Source organism: Marinobacter sp. CHS3-4 (assembly GCF_030053415.1).
GTDB lineage: Bacteria > Pseudomonadota > Gammaproteobacteria > Pseudomonadales > Oleiphilaceae > Marinobacter.
Window position 1 is genome coordinate 140,064 of the sequence record NZ_JASGBJ010000002.1, and the last position, 22,772, is coordinate 162,835.

At 53.5% G+C, this 22,772-nt stretch carries 19 protein-coding genes; 9 read left to right on the forward strand and 10 right to left on the reverse strand.

Annotated features, from left to right (window positions below; all coding sequences use genetic code 11):
* Positions 1 to 7: 7 nt before the first annotated feature.
* A complete protein-coding gene (gorA, locus tag QLQ17_RS08645) occupies positions 8 to 1,369 on the forward strand; it encodes a glutathione-disulfide reductase (protein WP_283209183.1) in 1,362 nt (453 codons plus the stop codon).
* On the opposite strand, the gene QLQ17_RS08650 is transcribed toward gorA, so the two are convergent.
* From QLQ17_RS08650 to QLQ17_RS08660, 3 genes are read right to left on the reverse strand one after another with little or no spacing between them, the layout of a single operon-like run.
* Positions 1,370 to 3,313, reverse strand: coding sequence for a HAMP domain-containing hybrid sensor histidine kinase/response regulator (locus QLQ17_RS08650; RefSeq protein WP_283209184.1), 1,944 nt, complete (start codon positions 3,311 to 3,313; stop codon positions 1,370 to 1,372).
* Complete coding sequence (locus QLQ17_RS08655; RefSeq protein ID WP_283209185.1) at positions 3,306 to 4,295, reverse strand: ABC transporter substrate-binding protein; 990 nt, start codon at positions 4,293 to 4,295, stop codon at positions 3,306 to 3,308. Before QLQ17_RS08655 ends, QLQ17_RS08650 begins: the two co-directional genes overlap by 8 nt.
* A 35-nt stretch (positions 4,296 to 4,330) precedes the next feature.
* Positions 4,331 to 6,616, reverse strand: a complete 2,286-nt coding sequence (locus tag QLQ17_RS08660; protein WP_283209186.1) for a TonB-dependent receptor plug domain-containing protein — start codon at positions 6,614 to 6,616, stop codon at positions 4,331 to 4,333.
* Between the two features lie 48 nt (positions 6,617 to 6,664).
* Here QLQ17_RS08660 and QLQ17_RS08665 point away from each other — a divergent pair, with 48 nt between their 5' ends.
* Entirely contained in the window at positions 6,665 to 7,303 is a 639-nt protein-coding gene (locus QLQ17_RS08665; protein ID WP_283209187.1) for a J domain-containing protein, read from the forward strand.
* On the opposite strand, the gene QLQ17_RS08670 is transcribed toward QLQ17_RS08665, so the two are convergent.
* The 3 genes from QLQ17_RS08670 to QLQ17_RS08680 form a co-directional block, all read right to left on the reverse strand.
* Positions 7,268 to 8,281 carry a bile acid:sodium symporter family protein gene (locus QLQ17_RS08670; RefSeq protein WP_283209188.1) on the reverse strand — a complete coding sequence of 338 codons (1,014 nt, stop codon included), beginning with the start codon at positions 8,279 to 8,281 and terminating at the stop codon, positions 7,268 to 7,270. The genes QLQ17_RS08665 and QLQ17_RS08670 overlap by 36 nt on opposite strands.
* Positions 8,282 to 8,293: 12 nt before the next feature.
* Entirely contained in the window at positions 8,294 to 9,781 is a 1,488-nt protein-coding gene (locus tag QLQ17_RS08675) for a flavin-containing monooxygenase (protein ID WP_283209189.1), read from the reverse strand.
* Positions 9,782 to 9,889: 108 nt separating this feature from the next.
* Positions 9,890 to 10,858 (reverse strand): beta-ketoacyl-ACP synthase III, encoded by a 969-nt coding sequence (locus QLQ17_RS08680; RefSeq protein WP_283209190.1) that lies wholly within the window; start codon positions 10,856 to 10,858, stop codon positions 9,890 to 9,892.
* Between the two features lie 262 nt (positions 10,859 to 11,120).
* Here QLQ17_RS08680 and QLQ17_RS08685 point away from each other — a divergent pair, with 262 nt between their 5' ends.
* The gene (locus QLQ17_RS08685) at positions 11,121 to 11,276 is read left to right on the forward strand and encodes a hypothetical protein (RefSeq protein ID WP_283209191.1); all 156 of its coding nucleotides are present in this window, start codon (positions 11,121 to 11,123) and stop codon (positions 11,274 to 11,276) included.
* A gap of 19 nt (positions 11,277 to 11,295) precedes the next feature.
* Here QLQ17_RS08685 and QLQ17_RS08690 read toward each other — a convergent pair whose 3' ends face one another.
* Entirely contained in the window at positions 11,296 to 12,234 is a 939-nt protein-coding gene (locus QLQ17_RS08690) for a peptidoglycan-binding protein (RefSeq protein WP_283209192.1), read from the reverse strand.
* A gap of 183 nt (positions 12,235 to 12,417) precedes the next feature.
* Here QLQ17_RS08690 and QLQ17_RS08695 point away from each other — a divergent pair, with 183 nt between their 5' ends.
* From QLQ17_RS08695 to QLQ17_RS08710, 4 genes are all read left to right on the forward strand, one after another.
* On the forward strand, positions 12,418 to 13,581 hold the full coding sequence (locus QLQ17_RS08695; RefSeq protein WP_283209193.1) for an ABC transporter substrate-binding protein: 1,164 nt from the start codon (positions 12,418 to 12,420) through the stop codon (positions 13,579 to 13,581).
* 118 nt (positions 13,582 to 13,699) lie between these two features.
* Positions 13,700 to 15,271 (forward strand): mucoidy inhibitor MuiA family protein, encoded by a 1,572-nt coding sequence (locus QLQ17_RS08700; protein WP_283209194.1) that lies wholly within the window; start codon positions 13,700 to 13,702, stop codon positions 15,269 to 15,271.
* Between the two features lie 216 nt (positions 15,272 to 15,487).
* Entirely contained in the window at positions 15,488 to 16,948 is a 1,461-nt protein-coding gene (locus tag QLQ17_RS08705) for a malate:quinone oxidoreductase (RefSeq protein ID WP_283209195.1), read from the forward strand.
* A 192-nt stretch (positions 16,949 to 17,140) separates the two neighbouring features.
* Positions 17,141 to 17,551 carry an ACT domain-containing protein gene (locus QLQ17_RS08710; protein WP_283209196.1) on the forward strand — a complete coding sequence of 137 codons (411 nt, stop codon included), beginning with the start codon at positions 17,141 to 17,143 and terminating at the stop codon, positions 17,549 to 17,551.
* A gap of 24 nt (positions 17,552 to 17,575) precedes the next feature.
* Here QLQ17_RS08710 and QLQ17_RS08715 read toward each other — a convergent pair whose 3' ends face one another.
* Entirely contained in the window at positions 17,576 to 18,730 is a 1,155-nt protein-coding gene (locus tag QLQ17_RS08715; RefSeq protein ID WP_283209197.1) for a hypothetical protein, read from the reverse strand.
* 104 nt (positions 18,731 to 18,834) lie between these two features.
* Between QLQ17_RS08715 and QLQ17_RS08720 the strand changes: the two genes are divergently transcribed.
* On the forward strand, positions 18,835 to 20,550 hold the full coding sequence (locus QLQ17_RS08720; RefSeq protein ID WP_283209198.1) for a protein adenylyltransferase SelO: 1,716 nt from the start codon (positions 18,835 to 18,837) through the stop codon (positions 20,548 to 20,550).
* Here QLQ17_RS08720 and QLQ17_RS08725 read toward each other — a convergent pair.
* Both QLQ17_RS08725 and QLQ17_RS08730 read right to left on the reverse strand, forming a co-directional pair.
* Positions 20,532 to 21,245, reverse strand: a complete 714-nt coding sequence (locus tag QLQ17_RS08725; protein ID WP_283209199.1) for an alpha/beta fold hydrolase — start codon at positions 21,243 to 21,245, stop codon at positions 20,532 to 20,534. The genes QLQ17_RS08720 and QLQ17_RS08725 overlap by 19 nt on opposite strands.
* Positions 21,246 to 21,339: 94 nt before the next feature.
* A complete protein-coding gene (locus QLQ17_RS08730) occupies positions 21,340 to 21,924 on the reverse strand; it encodes a Spy/CpxP family protein refolding chaperone (RefSeq protein ID WP_283209200.1) in 585 nt (194 codons plus the stop codon).
* Positions 21,925 to 22,240: 316 nt separating this feature from the next.
* Here QLQ17_RS08730 and QLQ17_RS08735 point away from each other — a divergent pair, with 316 nt between their 5' ends.
* Complete coding sequence (locus QLQ17_RS08735; protein WP_283209201.1) at positions 22,241 to 22,711, forward strand: hypothetical protein; 471 nt, start codon at positions 22,241 to 22,243, stop codon at positions 22,709 to 22,711.
* The last annotated feature ends 61 nt before the right edge of the window (positions 22,712 to 22,772 follow it).

Here is a 22,772-nt window from a genome sequence, read left to right on the forward strand (position 1 = left end):
AGATTCCGTGTCTGAGCAGCAGAGTTTTGATCTGATCGTAATCGGGGCCGGCTCGGGAGGAGTTCGGTTGGCAAGAATGTCCGCTGCCAAAGGAGCAAAGGTAGCCGTCGTGGAATCACGATACCTTGGCGGTACCTGTGTCAACGTTGGATGTGTGCCCAAAAAACTGTTCGTGTACGGCGCCCATGCCGGCGAAGACATCGAAGACGCAGCCGGCTACGGCTGGCACGTCCCAGAAGACCAGGTTCGATTCGATTGGGCGCGCCTGGTGGCGAATAAAAATGCGGAAATTGACCGATTGAACGGAATATACGCTCGCATGCTGGACAATGCCGGGGTAACCGTTATCAATGGCACGGCAACACTGTCGGATGCCAACACCGTCATGGTCAATGACCAGGCTTACACGGCCAAACACATCACCGTTGCGACCGGTAGCTGGCCATCAATTCCGGACATTCCCGGAAAGGAATGCGTGCTTTCCTCCAATGAGATGTTTTACCTGCCTCAGCTGCCAAGACAGGCCGTCATCTGGGGCGGTGGCTACATTGCCGTAGAGTTTGCCGGTATTCTTGCCGGGCTGGGTGTGGAGACCACATTGTTGTATCGCGGTGAGCTTTTCCTTCGAGGGTTTGACGGCGATGTCCGTCGGTTCATGGCTACGGAAATGGAAAAGAAAGGGGTAAACCTAAAGTTTGGGGTCAATATTGAATCCGTTGAGAACATCGACACCCACTACCACGTCCGTCTGACCGACGGTACCCGGCTTACCACCGGGCTGGTAATGGCAGCGACCGGCCGAAAGGCTCTCGTGGAAGGGCTGGGACTCGAAGCGCTGGGTGTTGAAATGACTCAATCCGGACACATCGCGGTGGATGATCATTTCCAGACTTCTGTGCCTTCCATTACGGCCCTAGGCGATGTAATCGGTACTCCTCAGCTTACGCCAGTAGCATTGGGGCAGGGCATGGTGCTGTCGCGTCGTCTGTTCGGAGATGGACAGGGAGACATGGATTATTCAAGCATCCCAACCGCGGTGTTTTGCCAGCCCAACATAGGCACGGTCGGCCTGACAGAAGAGGAAGCTCGCGAGGCCGGGCACAGCCTTCGAATCTACCGCTCCGAATTCAAGCCCATGAAGCACACACTTAGCGGTCGCGACGAGAGAGCACTTATGAAACTCGTGGTGGACGACAAATCCGATCAGGTTTTAGGCGCGCATATGGTTGGACCAGAGGCAGGCGAGATCACTCAGGGATTGGCCGTCGCCATCAAAGCGGGCGCAACAAAAGCCCAGTTCGATAGCACCCTTGGCATTCATCCAACGTCCGCTGAAGAGTTTGTGACCATGCGCGAGCCAGTAGGGTGATCAAAGGCTGATCCATCGACTGAGCACCTGCCGCAGGCTTTCTTTCCTGACGGGTTTGGCCATATAGTCGTTCATTCCCGCTTCCCGGCATTGGGTTTCAGTGCCGGGAAGCGCGTCTGCAGTCAGAGCAATGATCGGGGTACCGCCCTGACCGTTACTTTTCTCCCACTCGCGGATGGTTCGAGTGGTTTCGTAGCCATCCATAATCGGCATTTGGCAGTCCATCAGGATCACGTCGTAACCGGCATGATTTGATTGAACAAGATCAATTGCTTCCTGGCCGTTAACGGCGGTGTCGGTTTCAAAGCCCAGGCGTTTCAGAAGTGCCTTCGCCACGCGCTGGTTCACAAGATTGTCCTCGACTACCAGAGCTTTGGAACGTCCATCTGCGTACCCGCCCTGGAAGGTTTTCGCCGGCTCATCGGACGGCTGGTAGGTTGTTAGCTCAAACGGAAGCTCAAACCGGAACACGGACCCAACCCCGAGATCCGTTTCCACCTTCACATGGCCGCCCATCAATTCCACCAAGCGCTGAACCAGAGACAGTCCCATTCCGGTTCCGCCATACTGTCGACTGTCGGTGGTATCGATTTGTTCAAAAGAATTAAACACGTCCTGAAGACGATCATCTGGAATACCGCGTCCGGAATCCTTGACGGAACAATTAAGCAGGGCGCAGTTATCTTCAAGATTGATCCAGGTGGCATTGACCTTGATTGAGCCGTCGTTGGTAAATTTGATGGCGTTGTCGATCAGGCCGGAGAGAATCTGCCGCAGTCTTGCAGCATCGCCCATCACCATAGCCGGTTCAGGCCAATCACCCTGGAACTCGGTCTCCAGAACCAGACCCTGCTTTTCAGCAATGTGGCGGTAGCTGGCAGAGCAATTGGAAATGACCTGCTTGAGATCGAAACGACGGTTCTCCAGTTGCAGGGTTCCACGGTCAATGAGGGAATAATCCAGAATGTCACTGATGACCATCAGCAAGTCTTCGGTGGATTGTTTGGCCGTCAGCAGATAGTCCTTCTGCCGCTCGGTCAACGGGTCCTCCGACACCAGATCAATCATGCCGAGCACTCCGTTGAGGGGGGTCCTCAGTTCATGGCTCATGGTGGCGAGAAATTCCGTTTTGGTGCGATTGGCTTGAACCGCCCGCTCCCGGGCTCGCTCGGTGGAGGCCAGTGTTTCGTCCCTGTCTGCCTTTAGGTTGCTGAGGTGCGCGGCAAGGTCGTTAAAGCGCTCTTCAAGCTCCATGATCTCTCTGGCGGACCCCTTTTCGCTCACCGAAACCTGATCGTATTCGCGGTTCGTCAGCCTCTCTACGCGCCTGGTAAGTGCACGAATCGGCGCAATGATGCCACCAAGAATGTAATTCACGATCACCATGGTGAACATGAGCAGGAATAAGCCGACCGCCAGTGACGTCCAGATAATGTCCGCTCGTCGTTCAGCCAACCGATCTTTATGAACCCCGACCTCTACCGACCCGACTCGCATTGCACCAGAGTCAAAGCCGTATTGTGGCTGGAACCATTCGGATTCCCGATTGCCACCAAGCTCAAGAGGCTGCTGCAGTATTTCGGATTCAAACACGATGTAGTCGTCCGGAGCGCTGATCGACTGGTCGCCATTAACCGTCGCGAAACCAACTTCCTGGCCGACCACATTGGATACCCGTATCCAGTCTGCACGGCTTTGTTGAAGCGACTGATCCAGAGTCTGATGAAGTGCTTCTTCGTTACCCGAAACGACGGCATATTCAACCGCCGGAGCCAGACTGTCTGCCATCATCTGGCTGCTGGCAGCAATTTCCCGACGAGCATCCTCCAGGCGTGCGGAAGTAAAGAACAGCATGAGCACAACGAACATGACGATCGCAGGGGCGGCGCCCAGTAGCAGCAACTTCCGGGTAAGTGATGCGTGCTGAACCGGGGACTTATTCATTGGATTGCGCCCCACGGTTTTGGAGGCGCTGAATGACAGAATCAATCAATGCTTGCCTCTCTGGAATAGGAATATTCAAAGACCGACCAACCTGGCGGTTTATTTCGATGCCAAAAGCCTCAGGCCTCTTTGCTGGCGGGAATTCGCCAGTCTGCCAGTAGTGTTGCAGATATTCAGTGGCTGACTCCGCAATTTCACTCAGGGGGGTGAACGAAGAAGCCAGCGCGCCTGCTTTTACATAAGGTTGGCTCGGCCCGATGACAATAATATTGCGGCGATAGGCTGTCAGGAGGATATGCTTGATGGTGCGCGGGTTATACACGCCATCGCCCGTTGCGGCCAACAGAAAATCGCCATAGTCCAGGGCGCGAATCAGAGTAGGAATCAGGCGCTCGGTGGATGGAACCACGAAAATTCGGCCCTCCATACCCAATGATTGCAACTGTTCAAGCACCGGAACGTAAAGATCTTCTGTTTCAGGTCGGGCGAGCATGGCGACACGCGTGGCATAAGGCAGTATGGATTTTCCGATGGCCGCCTGTCTTATCAGGGGCGTGTCAGACAGTATTGCAGACACATTCTGGCCTGGCCCCTGTTCGATATCGCTCTCCAGGAAGGCTTTGTCCGCGAATAGTCCAAGTACTGGTACGCGGGCGTTCTCGCGCCTGACCTGATTGAACGCGTCGGGCCCAAGGGCAATCACCGGCGAGGTATTATCCTGAGAGGTCTGCCCGGGCGTAAAGGAACGAAGTGCCACGGACTCGGGAAACGCCTCAATCAGCAATTCCGTGATTCGTCGGTTAAGATTGTCATTCTGTGATTCAGCCACATAGACAATCGAGGAAGGGATAGGGGGATCGCTCCCCGCAAGAGACAGCCCGGCTTGAAACAACGCAAACACAGCCAACAATATCGGGCCAGTGACCTTGGTCAGATTGGCCAGCAACTGTTGGCGAATTGTGTTTGAGTGATTTATGTTCATGCCGTCCGGGGTGTTACATCGTCCTTGATCTGGATTCAGAACCGGATGCCAGCTTCAGCATAAAACTGATTCTGGTCGTTGATTATATTGTGGGGGCTCAGGGACGGATCTTCCTCCAGATAGTGTTGCATGGTTAAAGCCAATTCATAGCTGTAGCCTTTGGCGTATATATTTCTCGCGATCCTGAAGTCAGCTCGCTCAAAATTATCGAAGCGAAATTCGTCCGCCCAGTAATAAGCTGTCGAAGCGGTAAGATCGAGCGGCAACTCCTTGATCAAAGCAACACTGCCGGAGTGACGCACTGATAGCCTGCCAAGCAGTGTAACCGCATATTCTTTCTGGTCATTGCTGCGAGATTCCACGCCAGTATATCGCCCGTCTTGATCTAGGTAAGCGTAGCCTATTCTGAGCTTGGTGCCGGGGACCTCGAATGCGGCTTCAAGCTCAAATCCTTGTTGATCAAGAGCAACGTTGTTATCAATGGTCCAGTCATCGACGCTTATAACGCCACTGATCATATCTCTCATCTCGTCATTGAAGTATCTGGCTTCGAGAGAGAGTGTACCGGACCGCAGATAGAATTGTCCGAAATAGCTTATTTCACGGGAAGTTATGCGCTCTTCTTCAAGTGTTTTCCCATAAGTGGAAGTCGTTGGATCAACCAAGTCCTCCACCTTGAAACGCGCGCCCTCCAGGAATTCGAACGGCGCAGCGACGTTTCTGGGGCGATAAGACCAATCGGGTTCTTGTTCAAATGCATCGGGCGTGCGCACTGCTTTTGAGAACACCAGGCGAAGGGTGTGATTCTTTTTCAATATAAAGTTGGCAGCCAATCGGGGCGAAAAATAACTCTCGTCGGTTGTGGTGGTTTTTTCCCAGTTTCCGCCCGCGTTCAGCGTGAGCCATTGAAACGGGGAATACTCTACATTACCGAACGCTCGCGTCTGGTAGTTTTGTCCCCGGCCGTTAAATAAGGTTTCCGAACGATAGGTGTCCTCACGGTACCCAATGCCGGATACAATTTTGAAATCGTCAGACACCAGAAGAGTATCTTCAATTTCTAATTCCAGCCTGGACTCCTCAATATTCTCGTTCAGGCTGGCTCGGAACGGCTGTCCCGTAGGAGGCTCTTGGCATGGGATTAATTCAAACGGGCCGTCATTCGGGCCGGGAACATAGCCTGGCAGCAGCTTCACAAACTCTGCTTCAGGAATACAGGCTTCCCATTCTTGACGTCGTTTGTAGTTTTGGAAAGCGACCTGGATATGAAAGAAGTGGCTGTCAGAGGTGTTGATGTTAAGGCGAGTCTGAAGATAGTAATCTTTCACCAGTATATTGGGGTCATCGTCTGATCCAACCTTTCCCTCCTTGATCAAATCTTCCTCATCGATTCCGTCGACTACACCCCCACGAAAATCCAGAGAGTAGGCGGGGTTAATCGATAACGTGCTGTCGTAATTGAATACATTGAAGTCATAGCCATCGTTGAAGGGGAATAATTCGCCCCCCTCAGACTGCTGATCAAAACCGTTAGATTTACGCTTTTCGTACGCTAAACGCCAGTCGTAATCGCCATCTTCGTCTGCAACGGAACCAAAAACTCTTTTATATCCGCGGGTACCGGCGACAGCGCGCAGTTCTGCACCGGCAGAATCTTCCGGCGCGCGAGTTATGATATTGATGGTGCCGAGAAAGGCGTTGATTCCGTACGCAGCGCTGTTAGGCCCACGACTTACTTCGATACGTTCAATCAGTTCAAGCGGAACTGGCATGGTGTTCCAGTCCATGTCAGACAAGTTGGCGCGATACGCAGTTCGTCCATCTACCTGCACCTGCATTCTGCGCTGCTCATAGTGAACGGTACCGTGGTAGCTGGTAACCGGCTGATTACTGCCAACGTAGTTAACCGTCATGCCGGGAACCAGACGGAACACGTCCACCAGGTTCATGATGCCCAGTTGCCGGATCATATCTCCAGTAATGATCGAGGTGGTGCCGGGTACGCGGGATTTTGGCTGCCGCAACCTCGTGGTGGTGAGCACTTCGGGAATGGGTGTGTGTGTGTTAAAGCTGTCTGCGGAGGCAGACAGGCCATAGCCAAACTGATCTACATCAGAATCTGAGGCTTCCGAGGCGAAGACGTCACTGGATGCGGCCATAAAACAGGCAACCGACATCGTCACCACACAGGTTGAGCGCCAAGGAGTATCAAAAAGATTAACGCGCCAATTCGTAACGGACATGGGAGTCGATTTATAATCTGCCGAGTGATAAATGTTTTTTTTAACTACTGGCATCCATCCTAAGGGAGTCTGCTTCATTTGTCTCTCGGAAATCGAGACGGAATTTTGTAACTGGATAGAATTGTTATGAATTGTTGGGAAATACTTGGCATCGAACCCACTCGGGATCGAGACGCCATTGATCAGGCTTACGAACAACAACGAAAGTTTGCGACAGGTGAGGAGCTGGTACTGCTTCAAAAAGCGTATCAGGAAGCCAGTGGTCAGCCTGTGGCAACAGCACCCATTTCAGAAAAAGCCTCTGAAGAGACCGACGTAGATGAAGCTGACCTGACTACGGAGGAACAACAGATCGTTCGCGAGGTTTGCATTCAGATCAAAGCACTCCTGAACGACTCCCGCCGGTCGGCAGACGAGGGTATTTGGAAAGCCATTCTTACTGAACCCCCGGCGGATAAGTCTGCCTTGCGCAGCGCCATAGCAGCAAATCTGGAGGCTCAAATACGGCCGATGGCCGACAATGGAAGCTTTCCACCTTCGGTAGTGGCGTTCCTGGGCGACTGGTTTGGCTGGAACGAACTTCTGGAGAAGGGCGAGCTGGCGCTGTCCGAGGCAGAATATCAGCAAGCCGCTCAGCAGGGCAGTAAGCTGTCTGCAGAAGAAGACGCTGAGCCACCCATGACGAGTTTCTGGCCGGCGGTTATCGGTTGGATTGTTGCGCTCGCTGTTTTAGCGGCTTTTTTCGAGGGCATCTTCGGCGGCTGAATTCGCCGCCTCTATTTTCTTCCGATATCGCTGCGCCAGCATGGCGCCGATGACAACCTGGATTTGGTTGTAGCACATGATTGGAAGCACGATCATGCCGAAACCGGGGTGACCTGAAAATAACACCTTTGCCATGGGAAGGCCTGACGCAAGGCTTTTTTTGGAGCCGCAAAAAACCACAGCGGCCTCATCTTCCAGTGGCAGCCCCAGTTTTCGCACAACGGCTGTGGCTGCCGCCATAAAAAAAACAAGCAAAAATACGCACAATCCAATGGTGAGAAGCACCGCCAGAACGGGCAGCTTCTCCCATAGGCCACTGGCCACTGAATGGGAAAAAGCCGAATAAACCACCAGCCAGATCACGCATTGGTCGTAACGGGTAGAGAGTTTTTCGTGCCTTGCCATGAATCCGCCCAGCCAGGGCCGCAACGCATGCCCCAGGGCAAACGGCAGCAATAACTGAAGCACGATGTCTTTCAATGCATCTGCCACAGACAGGCTGCCCGCACCGGAGCTGCTCACCAGCATCAACAACAAAAACGGCGTAAGCATCATGCCAAACACGTTGGACGCCGCGGCACTGCAAATCGCTGCAGGCACATTCCCCCGCGCCATCGCTGTGTATGCAATGGAAGAGGAGACTGCCGACGGTAGAACGCCCAGATAGAGAAAGCCTAGCCCGAGATCTTGCGGCATCCATTGGGGAAGTATCTGGCTGAACTGATAGATAGGGATAGCAACCAGGGGAAAGAACACGAAAGTGAATGCCGTGATGATGATGTGCAGGCGCCAATGCGTGGCACCGGCAATGATTTGTGCACGGGATAAGGCGACCCCGTGGAGAAAAAACAACAACGCGACGGCAAGCGTGGCAAGCCCCGCCAGAAGATCTGCCGCTGTGCCGGTTACCGGCGCATACGTCGCCAGTACAATCGCGCCCAACAAGAGAAGGGTAAAAGGATCAACCCGAAATTTCACAGGTCCGGTTTCTCACGATGATCTTGCGGGGCTGATAAAGTCATAGTCATCGGGATCAAATTCGGTGGTGCTTCTTCGGTACGTGAAGGTGAAACCTGGCCAGTTTATCGTGTTCTTGCCGTTGCTATCGAGGTACCAGGAACTGCATCCGGATTCCCAGACGCTTTTCGCCAACCGACGTTGTATCTGCGACGAATACCGCTTCAAACGCTCTTCTTTAATATCCATGGCCAAGTCAGGCGCCTGACCTAATTGACGTATACAGCTAAGGACATACCGCACCTGAGACTCAAGCATGAACACGATGCTATTGTGAGCCAAGTTGGTGTTGGGCCCATACAACATAAAGAAATTGGGAAACCCGGAAATACTGATGCCTTTGAATGCCTCTGCGCCGTGAGACCAGGCTTCGTTCAGAGATAGACCATTACGGCCTTCTACCGTGATCGGTGACAGAAACTCTGAAGCCGCAAAGCCTGTGCCCAGTATAATCGCATCGACGCGATGGATGGCCCCGTCGCTGGTAACGATACCATCGGGAACAATCCGTTCAATATCCGCGGTAATCAGGTCTACGTGTTCCTGGTCGACCGCTTTGTACCAATCATTGGAGATCAGGATCCGTTTGCAACCAATCTGGTAGTCGGGAATCAGGTCGCGGCGTTTCTGAGGATTGCTGACCTCGCTTCGCGCAAACCGTTTTGCCTGCCAGGCGAAGAGATTTAAAAGGCCTTTGAAGCGTGTGAACGCAAGAGCTCGACTCTCATTTTTCCAGTAAATCAGGGAACGGTAAATGCGATCCCAAATGGGCAGGCGTTGAAACAATGCATGTTCCCAGGCTTTGAATGGCCGATCGGGTTTTGGTAACACCCAGGCAGCTGAACGCTGAAACAGGCTGAGCGAGGCAACCTTGGGCACAATTTCCGGAACAAACTGTATCGCGCTGGCGCCGGTGCCAATAACCGCAACCTGTTTTCCTTTCAGCGAATAGTTGTGATCCCAGCGTGCAGAATGAAACAGCTTGCCCTGAAAGCTATCGATGCCGGGGATCTTTGGCCAGGCGGGCTGATTCAGCTGACCAGTCGCGGTGACCAGGACGGTCGCCCTGAAAACATCTCCCGAACGCGTTTCGACAATCCATTCGTTCGTGGAATCGTCGAACGCGGCTTTGCTGACTTCCTGATTACACTGTATGTGGGGTGCTAACTGGTACTTGTCCACGCAGTGGCGCATGTAATCCAGAATTTCAGGTTGCAGGCCGAATTTGCGCGTCCAATCGTGTTTGGGCTCGAAGGAAAATGAGTATAAATGCGATTGAACATCGCACGCCGCACCGGGGTAGGTATTGTCACGCCAGGTACCACCGACGGATGGCGCTTTTTCCAGGAGTGTGAACTGATCAAATCCGGCATTTTTCAGCTGTATGGCCATGCACAGGCCACCGAAACCGGTACCGATAATGATGACAGAAGGTGTTTGGCGGCTCGATTGAGTCGTCATTCCGTATCCCTTTGAGTGTTATTGTCTGGAACTTGGCACACAAAGAGTATACGACGCACACACCAATGCACAGTTGGCTTAAATCGCCATTGCGAGTGGTCAGATCGATCAGAACCGGATGAGGGCAGAGCCCCAGGTGAACCCTCCGCCGAAGGCCTCCAGAAGCAGCACTTCGTTACGTTTAATGCGCCCATCCCGAACAGCAACGTCTAACGCCAGCGGAATAGAAGCGGCCGATGTATTGCCATGCTGGTCTACCGTAACCACCACATTATCCATCGACATATTCAGCTTTCGGGCGGTTGCGGTAATGATTCTCAAGTTAGCCTGGTGTGGCACCAACCAATCGATATCGGATTTCTGCATTTGATTCGCGTCCAGCGTTTCGTCGACTATCTTGCCCAACGTGTTCACCGCAATGCGAAACACCTCATTGCCTTTCATGTGCACATGGCCTTTGCCAGCCCGGACCTGATCAAATCCGTCGCCGATTCCGTAAGGAACGTGCAGAAGGTTTTCGTACTGCCCATCGGCGTGGATGTGTGTCGACAGGATGCCTGTTTCTTCGCTTGCCTCCAGCACGACAGCGCCCGCGCCATCGCCAAACAACACGCAAGTGCCACGATCTTCCCAATCCAGAATCCGGGAAAAGAGCTCTGCACCAACCACCAATGCTTTCTTGCTGCTGTGGGTTTTTACAAACTTGTCGGCCACGGATAGCGCATACACAAAACCACTGCAGACTGCCTGGATATCAAACGCAGGGCAGCCGTGAATGCCAAGACGAGCCTGGAGAATGCAGGCCGAGCTGGGAAAAATCTTGTCCGGGGTGGAGGTGGCAAAAACAATCAGATCAATGTCTTGCGCATTGACGCCAGCCGCCTCAATTGCGCGAAGGGAGGCCTGTTCTGCAAGGTCGACCGTTGTCTGGCCTTCAATGGCAATGTGGCGCTGTGCAATGCCGGTTCTCTCGCGGATCCATTCATCCGTGGTATCCACGAGCTTTTCAAGCTCCCGGTTGGTCAAAACATTGTCGGGAAGATAGGAACCTGTGCCGGCAATTCGCGCAAAGGTCATACGCTTTATCCTTCAGATCGATGGGGCGTTTTATGTCGACTGCATCGCCATCGTAACCCTTAGGATCGTGCGTCAGCTATTAGCGGTTTGTCATAGGTGAATGGCTGGGGGACAGCGAATATTTCAGGGGGTGAGGGCACTCCGTATATCTCCGTAAGTGTTTCCAAGTATGGGGAATGCTGGCCAATTTCCATACAATAGCAAGCTATTAAAAACACGTTCTGGCGACGCCAGAGACAGAGACTTGACGGAGAATAGACTGATGAGAAAAGCTGTTTACGCTTACAGAGGCTGGCGCAAAAAAAGAGACTTCATCCAGTTGGTGCTGACCAAAGACAGCCGGCTGCTGACTGACGTTGGATACCCGCCTGAAATTGTTCAGCAGCGCCTCAGCACGCCCTTCTGGAAGTTCGCCTGATCAAACGGGTCGGACAAGGTCAGACCATCCAGCCGAACAGGAAGTCGAAGACCCTTGTCAGCACATTGCCGCTGCTTTCAGGTTCCTCTGAAGCAGCGGCCGACTCTGCATTGGAAGCCACACCAGCTGCTGTCGGTTCCTGAGGCAAAGCGTCCTCTATCTCGGCAGAATTGCCCGCAAGCGTTGCGTCCACGTCAGCCTGGGGCGCCTCAGATTCCACTTCCACCTCTGCAATGCCAGTCTCGCTGTTATCACTAAAACCAAAACTTGAAGTGATTTTGACCGGTTCAGAATCGGGCTCGGCTTCCGCAGATACGTCAGGCTGTTGCTCCGGCACAGGGCTGGGGTCAACGCTGGCCACTTTGGCTTTCGACTGCACTGGCTCGGGCTCAGGTTTTGTCTTAGTGACTGGTTCAGCGGCTACCACTTTCGGCTCCGGCTGAGAGGTCTGCTCGTCACTCGCTATAATTTCCACGGGCTGCGAATCGGGCTCGGGGGCCTTTTCTATCTCTGGCTCGGGTGCGCTCACGACTGCAGGTTCAGGTGCCGGTTTCGGTTTCGGCTCTGGTGGTTTTTCGGCAACTTTCGTCCAAGATTGCTGATATCGGTCTTCGGAAAGCCCAAGTTCGGAAAGGGCGGCTGCACGGCTTGCAACTGCGTTACCGCCAACAACCTGTGACGACCTGGCAGAGATTCCCAGTGCTTCCAGGGTCTTTGCATCCAGCTCACCCGTAGACGTCAGCCCTGAATGGTCGGCCTGGTACTGTTTGACCGCATTGCGAAGCTGCTCGTCAATCCAACCGTCGGCCTGACCAATGGTATATCCGGCACCGTACAGTGCATTTTCCGCGGCAAACACGGCCTGCACGGAAACGGCATGGGCGGCCGGGCTAATCAACAGCGCGGCGGCGATGGGTGCACTTTTCAAAAGATGTCCAACAATCAGTCGGCGGCTCATGAGACGATACTCCATGGAATGCTTGCGATGCGTTATTGTTGAGTTTTCAAAGTATCAGCAATTCCAGGGTCAACCCATGACGCAGTTAACAATTGCAGAAAAGTAATGTTCTGTTTCAAAAGGTAGCTGCGGCAGATAATTTAGATCAGATGGTGTATCTCTGTGCCAACACAGAGTAAGTTTATGCTCCGAAAAGATGCCACCCAGAGGTTGTTTGTGCTGTCTAAGGCTTCGATTGCAGTTCTTTTGTTGAGTATTCTTTCGTACCCGCTGTCTCTAAACGCCGAACAGGCTGCCCCCGTCGATGTTGTTTTTCTATCCCCGGACGATTCCCGTTTCTGGCAGATGACCGGCGGCTTCATGCAGGCCGTGGCCGAAGATCTGGACGTAAACCTGACGATTTACACTGACATCAGCGAAAATCGCTTCAGCTATCGGGATCTGTTGAAAAAGGTTTTGCAGTCAGGCGAGCTTCCAGATTACGTGTTATTGATGTGCAAGGAAAAAGTTACCTATGACATGCTGGAAATGATCGGAGAAGCCGGTGTAAAGGCGTTCACCTTCAATACCGACGTTCCAGATGACGAGTTGCGTCTGACGGGAATGCCCCGGGAAAAAATGGCGCATTGGATCGGGCATCTTTCACCTGACAATCATTCGGCGGGCCTCAATCTTGCTGATCGGCTGTATGAGCGCTTCAAGGACGAGCACGGAACTTCCCCATCAAAGATGGTGGGGCTTTCCGGATCACGTGACTCTTCAGCATCCATTGATCGGAACCGGGGCTTCAACGCAATGCTCGCGGTTCACCCATCGTTGGAAGGGCAACTACTCTTCGCGAACTGGAGCGAAACCGAGGCGGTTGCAAAAACCATCAGATTGTTTGAGCGATACCCTGAGTTGGACCTCATATGGAGTGCCAGTGACGGTATGGCATTGGGAGCGATAACCGCTGCTGAGCAAAAAGGCAGGGTTCCCGGGGAAGATGTTTTGATTGGCGGCGTTGACTGGGAAACGCGTGCTCTGGACGAAATCGAAAACGGTCGCCTTGAGCTAAGCCTGGGCCGCCATTTCATGGGTGGCGGTCTGGCCTTGTTGCTCATCAGGGATTACCACTCTGGATATGATTTTAATCGAGAGCCGCCCGCCACGCTCAGCTATCAGTTTGTTGAAGCCAATCGAGACAACCTGGAATCGATTCGCAATATCCTGGATCGGGCGCAATGGGCACAGACGGACTTCCGGAAATTCAGCCGACAGTTCAACGAAGCCCTGAGAGGCAGCCCTGTATCGGCCTCCGGCATTCTGGATGACTTCATGTCTGCCATGTCGCCAGGAATACGTTGAGATGACTGGCGGCTAGCTCAATTGAACGGAATTGATTAACAGATGGTGAGGAAACCAGGCTGAAAAAAGTTGTACATTTATAGCCAGTGAATCTCACCCTGGTATTGATGGAGACTGTATGAAAGGAACCCTTGCGCTGCTGGTTATCTGCCTTCCACTCTCGGCCCAGGCAAAGGTGACGTCTGCAACTGTTTATCCTTCCCATGCGCAGCTGGTCTGGGAAGAGCAGGCCCAGTTGAAGGCCGGCAGCGGAAAACTGACGCTCGCCGGACTACCTCTTGCTATGCAGGAACACACACTGACTGCTGAAATCCGCGGTGTGCAGGGTGCGAGTATCCAGCGAGTGCAGGTTCAACAGGTGGAGCAGGCCGAGGTTGTTGCAGAAAAAACACGGGAGTTACAGCAACAGCTTCGCGACGTTGAGAACAGCATTGGCAGGCAGGAAGACCAGATTCGAGCCTGGAATCAGCAAGTCAACCTGATGACAGGTGCAGCGGAAACCCCGGGTGAGCTTAAAGCATCCGAATTGGAACAGCTTGCTCAAACCGTTCAGAGAACCACGCTTGACGCTCTAAGCCAGGTGAGGGCCATTCGGCAGGGCATGATCGATGATATCGCCGAAAGGGACCGCCTGAAGCGAGAGTTGGCAGCAACCCAGCAAAATGCCCGGGCGACGAAAACGGTGACGATCACCTATCAGGCGGCTCAAACTGGCCAGGCGACAGCAAGGCTCACCTATCAGACGAATGGAGCGAATTGGCGGAGCCAATACAACGCCCGGTTAAGCACGGATGACAACGGCGAAACGGGCACACTGACATTGGAGCACCTGGCCGTTATTCGTCAGAACACGGGATCAGACTGGAACAATGTCGAACTGACGCTTTCAACCGCTAATGCCCGACAAGGTACCGATATTCCACCTCTGGTGCCCTGGATCGTATCGCCAGAAACACCATCACTTTACCGCGCGAAAGGCGCTCTCCAGACAACCATGGACAGCCCTCAATTTGAGGAGAGCCGAGTTGCGGAACCAAACGCAGCGAGCGTTCATAACGCCGGCGCCTACACTCAAAGCTTTGTCGTAACATCGCCCGTCACGATTGAAAGCGACAATTCTGGACAATTCGTGAACGTGGCCAGCCATGATGTTCCGGTTAAGGTGGAAACCCGAGTATTTCCAGCGATGGATCTGACGGGCTTCGTTCACGCAACCGGCACATTTGAAGCCGAAATAACCCTGCCTGCGGGTTCGGTAAGCCTTTATCGTGATGGCCAGTCTGTGGGCAGTTCGCACATGCAAACGCTGGCTTCTGGTGAGGAACTTGCTATTGGTTTTGGGGTTAATGACCGAATAACTGCCGAAAAGGTCAGCGAAGAGGACCAGAAAGGAGAGCAAGGCGTGTTTAAAGGCGAAAAGTACATCCGACAGGTCAATCGTTACGACATCACCAATCACCATAGTCAGCCTGTGACCGTGCGTGTTTTTGACCGTTTACCGGTTTCACGTCAGGACGATCTGACCGTCGAGGCCCTGGAGATCACTTCGCCGGTTACCCGGAACTATCAGGAAAACAAAGGGATATTGTCGTGGGAGAGAGTCATCAAGCCCGGCAACACCATAAGCCTGAAGGCAGGGTTTGAGCTGCGCGTCCCCGAGGATTCTGAGCTTCCCTTTGAGTTCCAGTAATCCAATTACCCTCGCCGTCAGTAAGGGTGATCTAACGGTTGAAACTAATTCTTCAACTCGCCAAAACTTCATCTGGAGGGTTGATACCGCTCAAGAAGTCGCGGGACCAGCCCGCGAAACCCTCTACAGTGGGCGTTGCACCCCGAAGCATGATAGTTTTACACCACGGAAAGTGGCTGACTTACATCAGAAAATTCAGAATTGCAGGAATCCATTATGAAAGTGGTCATCATCGGTGCCGGCATTATGGGCACCACTCTGGCTGTTCTTGCCAAGGAAATGTTGCCAGACCTTGAGGTCACCATCCTGGAGCGCCTCAGTGCACCGGGTGCAGGCAACTCATGGGCCTTCAATAATGCAGGCACAGGGCACGAGGCCAATTGTGAGCTCAACTACACGCCGGTGGATGAAGAGGTCATTTCGGTTGAAAAGGCCCTGAAAATCCATGCTCAATTTAACGTCGCCAAGCAGTTCTGGGCGCACCTGGTTGAGAACGGCGCTATCAAGGATCCGACGACTTTCATCAATCAAACCAAGCATTGCACGATTGTTTCTGAATCTTCGATTGAAGAATTGAGACTTCGCTACAACGAAATGTCGGCCCATCATTTCTTCGAAAACATGCAGTTTTCAGAAGATTTTGACCAAATCAAAAGCTGGATTCCCTACACGATGGAAGGGCGCCCGCGTAGCGAAAAGATGGCGGCGACGGTGATTGAAACCGGCACCGACGTGAATTTCGGCGCCTTGACCGAACAGATGGCCCGGCATGCTGTCGACGATCTGGGTGTGCATATCGAGTACGGGACCCATGTAAGGCGTGTGCACAAGAGCCCAGCAGGAAGCTGGCTGCTTGAAACCGACAGCAATGGCTCGCAGGTGCAGTACAAAGCCGACGTGCTGTTTGTCGGCGCGGGTGGTGGTGCATTTCCGCTGCTAAAGAAAAGCCACCAGCCCTTTCGCAGTCGCTATGCAGGTTTCCCTGTTGGGGGGCGTTTCCTTCAGGCGGCCATCACCGAAGAGCAGGCTGGCCACTACAAAGCTAAGACCTATGGCAAAGCGAAAGTGGGTGCTCCGCCGATGTCCGTTCCACATCTGGACTTACGCGTGGTCGATGGTCAGCATTATCTGTTGTTCGGTCCATTCGCGTCTTTCAAACCTGTCCTTGAAAAGGGCCGCGGTTTCTTTGACTACCTCTGCTCTATGCGCTTGCATGACCTTCCGGGCCTACTCAACGTAGCACTGGAGCACTTCCCACTGGTGAAATACCTGGTGTCTGAAACCTTCAAAGGGCCCAAGAGCATGTTCGAGGAGTTGGACAGCTTTGCGCCGGGCCTCAGCAAAAAGTTTAACTGGAAGCCAATAGAAGCAGGTCAGCGGGTTCAGATCATCAAAGACGGTGACTTGCAGATGGGCACCGAGATTATCGTTTCACAGGATAAAACGTACGGTACGCTTCTGGGTGCCTCGCCCGGTGCCTCAGTGTCACCTGAGGTCATGCTACGGTGCCTGGAGCAGCTATTCCCGTCTGCTATGGAGAAGGAAGAAGTCCAGAAGAAGAAGAAGGCTATTTTCCCCGAAGATAATCTGGAAACACTGGCTGAAAAAGCCGATCGTTATCGAGAAGTCCGGGACGCAGCCAATTCCAAGCTTGGCATCAAGTCGTCAATGTCCTAAGCGAGATATCGTTACGCGGGGCCCAAGAGCCCCGTTTTTCATTCCCAATAAGTCGCCTATTTGAGCTTCAGCGGCGATTAGAGTGGTTACCGGTTCGCAAAACGGAAGGCGCTGGACTTGGACGCCATTTGCGAATGGGCGCTTGGTAAGTAATCAGTTATGCTGAAAAAAGTCAGTTAGAGGAAAGTAACCATGAAGCGAAGTCAGTTTCTCCAGGATTTGATAAAAAACCTCTCTCCCAATCTGGACTCGACACTCTACGTCTACTGCACAGTGGCTCGAGCCAAGTATGGCGAGTTGGAAAAACTGAAACCCATTGTCAGCATCGCTGAACTGGAAGGGCTGACCCTGGTCATTCCTTTAGAACAGGCCAAAGCAGAGGGCCTTGATTATTACAGGGTTTTCCGTCGCATCACGCTCAAGGGACATTCCAGCCTTGAGGCGCTTGGCCTGACGTCTGTAGTAACCAGCTTACTCGCAGAGCGGGGCATAACGACCAACGTCATCGCCGGGTTCTATCACGACCACGTGTTTGTGCCCAGTGATCGCATTGATGAGGCGATGGAAGCACTCTTGGAGTTGGCCAGCCAGCCCGAGGGTTAAATCCGGGCCTGTATCCCGTCCGGTTCAGTCGTTCGCACGGTAAAATGCACGGCTTTTTTCGTAGACGGTTGTCATATCGACTACCGCGAATCCCAGCCCTGATTCATGCACAAAGAACGTATGCTGCTCATCCTGGGGTAGGCTCTGCCAATATTCCGGAATGCTGCTGTCTCGTTGGTCGATGGCAGGGTAATTGGGGTGCTGAAAGTAGCCGGTTTCAGTGTGGTCGTAGTAAACGGGACGTGCGTCAGTCGAGGCCATCAGGGTGTAGCGCTGTAAACCAGGATAGGTGGCTGCCAAGGCGATGACGCAGAGAAGGGCAGCCAGGCCGAGGCGCTCTGTGCGTGGCGCCCCGCTCCCCAGCTGGATGCCCAACACACCTGCCAGCAATCCCGCAGATACAAAGGGCCACAATGGCATGTCACCAATGACCAGGTAGTTGGTAAGCAGCAAATAGTCGACGAGGGCATAGCTGCTGAGCACCGCCAGAAGCGTTAATTGCACGACCATGCCTTTGTGTTTCAATAGGTTGAAGTGGTTGGCCAGTGGGCCCGTTCGATCGGCAGGGCTGGACGTAAGTTCCACATTGCCTGTGGTGCTGGAAAGCGCTTCGACAAGAGGCGCCTGGTTAACGAGGGCTTCAACTCTCGTCTTGGGTTTTCCAAACGCACTGCCAATGCCAATGCGGTGATCGGGGTGGCCCACTTTCAAAAAATTATAGGGCTGCAGCTGATAAGTCCGAGTATCCGTAACGAGGCTGAGTCTTGACTGCTGAAGCGCCTGAGCCATATTCCGGAATCCCGTAACGGGAGTCAGTTCAATACTGCGGATCGAGTGCAACGGCACCCGGTGCTTGCCGGTGGTAAAGCCCATCAGCCCGAGACCGGTAAACCTCGGGATATGAATATTGAGATTCTCGCTGTCCAGCTCCAACCAAACCTGACGATTGGCAAACGCCACGATGCTGCCAAGCAACAGGCATAAGCCGATTAGATGCACTTCGAAAATGACATCGCCATCCTCGTCCAGGAAAAGCTTGCTTAAGCTGAACTCTCCGTCGTCAGCCACGTTGAGTAGCAGAATACTTCCGAGCATAAACGCGAGCAGGCCGCCGATGCCTCCATACAGGTGGCTGGTTTTGAGAATACTGGCAGAGTAACGAAATCGTTGTTTTCCCATGGCTTACTGTCATCCCTGAATCTGTATCCGTGAAGCGGGTATCTATGATAAACGGGAAGGGTAGAATGATCTAACATCCGGCATTGTTTATTAAAGGAGCCTCTATGACACAGCGACGTCACCGGGAAACGCCCTCCACGGTCGTGGCCCTCGACGATCTCGCACCGCTGGCAGACTATTCATTCATGGACACGCTCAATGCCGATCCTGAAGGGAGACCGAATGGCGCCGACCATGCGCCACGGCAAGTGTTCTCTGGCCACTATGTTCCGGTCGAGCCAACGCCGATCGAACATCCGGAATACGTAGCGCACGGAAAAGGTCTGTTCCAGGAGTTGGGTTTTGCCGACGCCCTGGCGCAGTCCGATGACTTTGTTCGCATGTTCTCTGGGGACTTGTCAGATGTGCCTGAACCTCTGCGCAGCGTCGGTTGGGCGTGCGGTTATGCCCTTTCTATCTACGGCAACGAATTCTACCAACAGTGCCCCTTCCAGACTGGCAATGGCTACGGCGACGGCCGAGCAATTTCGGTGCTTGAAGCCGTCATTAATGGGCAACGCTGGGAAATGCAGCTCAAAGGCGCAGGGCGCACTCCTTATTGCCGGGGAGCGGACGGTCGCGCCGTTCTCAGATCCAGTATCCGGGAGTTTCTGGCGCAGGAGCATATGCATGCGCTTGGTGTGCCAACGTCTCGGTCTCTGAGCCTGTACGTGTCAAAGACCGAGCACGTTAGGCGCCCCTGGTATTCAGAGGGTTCACGCTCAATCGACCCGGATATCCTCATTTCCGAGCCGGTCGCGATTTCGACGCGTGTTGCACCGTCGTTCATTCGGGTAGGGCAGCTTGAGCTTTTCGGTCGTCGTGCCCGGAAACAGGAGCATCCGAAGGCAATGGAGGAGCTGGAGCAGCTCGTCTTGCATCTGATCGACCGTGAATACGGTGATGTGATCGATCAATCACTGACCACTGCTGAAAAAGTCGTCTTGCTTGCACGCAAATTTCGAAGCCGACTGACCTCGCTTGTGGCGAACTGGATACGTGTCGGCTATTGCCAGGGTAACTTCAACAGCGACAACTGCGCTGCAGGCGGCTTTACGCTCGACTATGGCCCCTTCGGGTTCATTGATGTCTTCGATCCGCAATACCAGCCGTGGACGGGGGGTGGGCAGCATTTTGCCTTTCTGAACCAGCCAGCGGCGGCCGAACGCAACTTTCACTCCTTTTGCTCTGCAGTGCGGCCCTTACTGGCAGGACATCCAGACGGCTTGCAGCAGCTGGACGAGATTCAAAGTGGTTTCCCGAACGTGATGCAAGCGCAGATGGAGGAAATGTGGGCGACCAAACTTGGAATCGACACCTTTGACGTCGACCTATTCAGGGAACTTGCAGCCTTGATGATGCAGACACCTGTCGATTATACGATCTTCTTCCGGGAGCTATCGTCCTTGCCAGATGACATCGAGCCACTAAGAAAGAGTTTCTATAAAGACCCGGCCTATTCTGAAGACACAGAAACGAGAGACAAGCGCTGGTCGGCCTGGCTTAAAAAATGGCATTCGCTCAGGCGTCAAGGTGGTCCTGAGGAAGTATCGAGCGAGATGAAGCGCGTTAACCCGAAGTACAGTTTGAGAGACTGGCTGGTTGTGCCCGCTTACCAGCAAGCGGCAAACGGAGACTACACGTTGCTGAGGGAACTGCAGGATGTGATGACGCAGCCCTACGCCGAGCAATCAGAAAACACAGAGCGAAAATACTACCGACTGAAGCCGCTAGAGCTCTTTGAGATTGGTGGGTCGTCGCACTACAGTTGTTCGTCGTGAGGGGGCACCGCTCCCTCCCCGCTGAAGCTCGCTGTTTCCAGAAATTTGCGGATCAATTGGAAAACCTCTTCAGAGTGTCGGATGCTGACATGGTTGGCGTCAACTGCCCTGAAATCCCGCATTTCTGGTAAAAAAGTCGATTCCACAGAAACTGTTCCGTCGTGGGGCTGTGGAAGGTCGGTGTGCGGTACCCAGGCCGTCCAGGGGCTGTTGCTTGTACCGGCAATCACGCCCACGTCGACAGTCAATGGTTCAAGATTTCTCAGCGGGCTATCAGAGGCCTGGCTCAACTCCAATCCGGCTGGTCCCAGTATGTGTCTCGCCAACGGCCAGTCCTCGAAACGGCTGACCAGGACAGAGCCCTGGTTCGGAGGACTCAGCATTACCAACCGTCCTCCGCGAGGCAAAGTGCGCCCCTGCAAGTAGGTTCTTGCGATGATACCGCCCATCGAGTGGGTCACCAGATGAACGGGACCGTCCACCATGCTCTCACAGCGCGCAATGGCTGGCCTGAGGTCTTCTTCTGCAAGCCTGGACAGGGATTTGCTCGTTGAATCGTAGTCGACGTTCACGACACCATAGCCCGCGTCCGTCAGCGACCACTCAAGTGGCAACATCGCGAGATTGGAGCGCCACAACCCATGCGCCAGCACGACGCACTCGTCCTGCTGGCTCACCGCATCCTCATCCGGCATTGAAACGCGGGTACTGCAGCCGCTGAACGCCACCAGGCTGATAAGAACAAATAAACCCAGGTTAGGGCGAAGATACTCCAACTTTAATGAAAGGCTATTTCAGCCAACCGCCGGCGCGAAGGAGCTTGGCTCTTTGCTCGGTAGTTAAAACCTCTCGGATATCCTGTTGAGCTTCAACCTGCAACTCGGTGATCTCCTTGATAACGTCGAAAACCCTTTGCTGCTGATCATTGATATCATCTGCATCCAGCTCATCGAGGGTATACAGCTCCTGTAACTTAAGCGATTCCTCGTACCTTTCGACCTTCAGTTCCTGAAGCTCTGAGCGCAGTTCTTTTTGAATCCCGGCAATCTCTGTAAGCTGTTCATCGTCAAGACCGAGCTCCACTAATGGCCCACCAACCATCGCCCCGGAGCCGTGCGCGCCATGATGCATGCCGTTCTGGCCCTGCATACCATGATGCATTCCGTCCTGGCCATGCATGCCATGGTGTCCCTGATAGCCATTTCCATGGTGGTACTGGTGTTGCATTCCTGGTGTTTTCCCGTCAGCAGACTGACTTGTGTCAGATCCAGAAGAAGACGGAACTTCGTGTGCGTGGGCCATAAAAGCAGCAGTGGTAAGACCCAAGCAGAAAGCCATGGGTAACCGGTTTCGGAAGTACTTCTGAAGTTTCATTTTCTGCCCTCGTTGTCTAGTGGGTGAGACAGCCAGATATATTTTCTTGAGTTTAGTACATACGAGTTGATTTCAAGATTGGCTGAGCGGTCGAGAGGACATGAAAGTGCTTCACAAATACTTCCGCATTCTGCTTGCTATTCCGAAACTATGTGCAATCCTCAAGTAACTACGTGAACGGACGTATCAACGGAGCGTGCTTAGCGCGGCCCTTCTTCAGCTGAAGTTTGCTGAGACTTCTGCGCCCATACGGGCGACCCCGGTTCCTTTGAGGGAAGCCCTAAAACAAATCATGCATATGATCAGGGCCACAATAATGAAAAGGATATCTATCGGCGCCATGGGCGCTCTCGCATTCTGTTCAGCGTTCTCTGTCCTCGCAGATACCGAGAAAGTCGACAGCGCGCTCTATTGGGTACAAATCGCCCCGGGGCAGACTGTTGATATGCCAAGTGGAGCAAAAGGGAAAACGGTCATCAGAAACCATGCCACCGTGGTTCAGGCGAACGGCAACGTCGCTAGCCAGTGGTGTACTGGACACCAGGGAGTGGATGGCTCCGGAGCAGCGGGAGGGGCCGGTTACTGCACAAGTATCTATGACAATGGGGACATGGTGTATTTTTCCTATTTGCTTGGTGCGGAAGATGAGCCGGCGACCTGGACCGTGATGGGCGGTACGGGCGCCTATGAGGGCGCAACCGGTAGCGGAACGTCGACCATTACGTCACAGCGAGCTGATGGCCGGGCATGGACCAGCCAGGCTCGGGGAAGCATCACGACCAAATAAATGGTTTGAACGGGGCGGGGCTTACGAGCGCCCGCTCACCAGCGACCTTTAGGAGAAATGA